Below are 2,739 nucleotides of genomic sequence, written 5' to 3'. Positions count from 1 at the left end.
CGTGTAGACCACCTTGTGCTTGGCCGCGAGGCGCGAGAGGGTGATGCCGGATACTGCGTCCACTTCCTTGCTGACCATCGCAACGTGGCGTCCCGCTTCGATCGCGCGCCGCGCTGTGCGGTAACCAATGGCCGGATTACCGGTTGCCTCGACAAGGATGTCGTATTGGGCATGAGGCAGAAGCGCGACATCGGCGACCAGCACGATCGCGTCGGCGGGCGCAGCGGCAACAGCCTGAGCATCGCGGCACTCGACAAGGCGGTCGGCGGCGAAACCCAGTTCCAGGCAAAGCGCGCGCAACCCCGGCACGTCCAGGTCGCACAGAACGGCAGCACTCAAGCGTGGCATTTTCAGCGTCTGTGCCAGCAATGTCCGGGAAAAGCCGCCCTTGGCGCCCGTCAGCGCGTAGCGAACGGGTTGAGACTGGTCTGCAAAAAGCAATTCGAAATTCATGGCTCGTCCTCGGCGATGGCCTGATTCGGTAATGACCATCGGATGAACAATAATTGTTATGAAATGTGGCTACCGAGGCCGAAAGATAGGGCTAAATTCACATCATGGTCAATTAACTTCACATGATTTAACACTGGCTGACCTTCAAAAGGGCGAAATACGGCGCGTGTTGCTCCCCTAATGCTTAACGCAGGGCGCGGTGAATGGCACATGAACTATGGTTCTAGCGGGCAGAAGTCCCGACCCGCTAAGAAGGCCATACAAGAAAAAGGATGCTTTATGTTCACACGAGCCGATTTTCGTCCCTTCCAGCGCCTGCAACCGCTGACCCTTTCTTTGAGCTTGCTGACGATCGCGACCGTCCCCGGTGTCTGGGCGGCTGAATCCGATTATCCCCACGCCCACGAAACCATCGGCACGGTGGAGCAGATCTACGACGGCGCCATGCTGCCGGACCTTGCCGTGAGCACCTATCGCAACATCGACCGGCTGTTCCCGACCCACACGATCAAGGCCGGCAGCCACCCGTACGCATTGCCCAAGTCGGACAAACCGTTGGGCAATGTGCATTTCACCTACGAAGGTAAAAAGTACGATCTCTACGACTACGTGGCGCTGGACAGCGTGACGGCGATGTTGGTGATCAAGGACGGCAAGATCGCCTACGAAACCTACCAGCGCGGCAATACCGAAAAGACTCGCTGGATGTCGATGTCGGTGGCCAAATCGATCACCTCGACGCTGACCGCGGCAGCGATTCATGACGGCCTGATCAAGGGGCTCGATTCGCAGGTCGTCGATTACGTGCCGCAGCTTAAGGGCAGCGCCTACGACGGCGTGACCGTGCGCAATGTGCTGATGATGTCTTCTGGCGTGAAATGGAACGAGACCTACACCGATCCGGCGTCGGATCGTCGCGCACTGCTCAGGGCGCAGATCTCTCAGGAACCGCGTTCGGCGGTGTCGTTGATGGCGAAGCTGCCCAGAGCGGCCGAGCCTGGCACCGTGAACAACTACAGCACCGGGGAAACGCAGATCCTCGGTGAGATCGTGCGCGGCGCAGTGAAGATGCCACTGGCCGATTACCTCTCGCAGAAGATCTGGCAGCCCTTCGGCATGGAAAGCGACGCCAAATGGTGGCTGGATTCAACCAACGGCGTGGAGATCGGTGGCAGCGGCATCAGCGCCACGTTGCGCGACTACGGGCGCTTCGGTCTGTTTTTCATGAACGATGGCAAGATTGATGGCCAATCGATTCTGCCTGAAGGCTGGGTCAAGGAAGCGACCTTGCCGACCACCCTCAAGGGCGGCAAGAAACTGGACTATGGCTACATGTGGTGGACCGCCTGGACCGAGCCCTCGGTCAAGGACGGCGCGTTCTCGGCCGTCGGGATTCAGGGCCAGAACATCTATGTCAACCCGGCCAACAAGGTGGTGATCGTCACCTTCGGCGCGCAGCCCAAGCCCGTGGACAAGGAGCCCATCGACCCGATGGTGTTCTTCGACGCCGTAGTCGCCGCGTTGAAATGAACCCCTCGCCACGACCAAGCCGCCCAGGGCAGGGCGGCTTGGTCGTACCTGTTATTGGCCTAGATTGCCCAGCACGTCGGCCTGCACGATTTCGATCCAGTACTGGTCCGGATCGCTGATGAACGCGACGTGCTGCATGCCTGTGTCCAGACGCTTGACGAAGGGCGCGCCCAGTGACTCGAAACGGGCGCAAGCGGCTTCGATGTCCGGCACGAAAAACAAACATTGACCATCGTCATCCTGGCCATCCGCCAAGCGGAGTTCATTGCCGATGCGTTGAATACCCGGACAATCTGAGCAAACGCGCCACCTGTAGCAGTCCGGCTTGCCGGCGGAGGCGTCTTTGAATACGCCACCGCCGGCGAGCCGTGTAGCTGCAGGAAGGGCTGTCGGATGTTGATTCTGGCCGCAGGCCGTGGGAGCCAGACTTGTCGGCGATCTGCCGGGGACCGGCAGCAAGGTCAGACGATGGAGTGCATCAGACCCACCGCATGCGCAAGGTTTGCTGCCGCTTCGCGCCAGATCGCCGACAAGTCTGGCTCCCACGCCTTCGGCAGAAGCGGATTGGTTTCGTTGTCCCTTCGCGCCAGATCGCTGACAAGTCTGCTACTTCCACGCCTTCGGCAGAAGCAGTCGGTGTGTCCTGCGGCGTTGTCAGCGACACCTTGGACAGTTGTAGCAGTCCGGCTTGCCGGCGGAGGCGTCTTTGAAATCGCCACCGCCGGCAAGCCGTGCAGCTACGGGAAGGACTGTCGG

Annotated in this window: 2 protein-coding genes and 1 pseudogene; 1 reads left to right on the top strand and 2 read right to left on the bottom strand. The window is 60.1% G+C overall.

Annotation, left to right across the window (positions count from 1 at the left end):
* Positions 1-453: hypothetical protein (locus D3M70_RS32420; protein ID WP_218568458.1), on the bottom strand; the 453-nt coding region annotated here is incomplete at its 3' end.
* 279 nt (positions 454-732) lie between these two features.
* Between D3M70_RS32420 and D3M70_RS28270 the strand changes: the two genes are divergently transcribed.
* On the top strand, positions 733-1,983 hold the full coding sequence (locus D3M70_RS28270) for a serine hydrolase (protein WP_120129219.1): 1,251 nt from the start codon (positions 733-735) through the stop codon (positions 1,981-1,983).
* A 51-nt stretch (positions 1,984-2,034) separates the two neighbouring features.
* On the opposite strand, the pseudogene D3M70_RS28265 reads toward D3M70_RS28270, so the two are convergent.
* Positions 2,035-2,214: pseudogene (locus D3M70_RS28265) on the bottom strand (VOC family protein); the annotation flags it as partial.
* Positions 2,215-2,739: the final 525 nt, after the last annotated feature.

It is taken from the genome of Pseudomonas sp. LS-2 (genome assembly GCF_003605735.1).
Lineage (GTDB): Bacteria > Pseudomonadota > Gammaproteobacteria > Pseudomonadales > Pseudomonadaceae > Aquipseudomonas.
The sequence above is the reverse complement of the archived record's forward strand: the minus strand, read 5'-3'. Positions and strand labels throughout refer to the sequence as shown.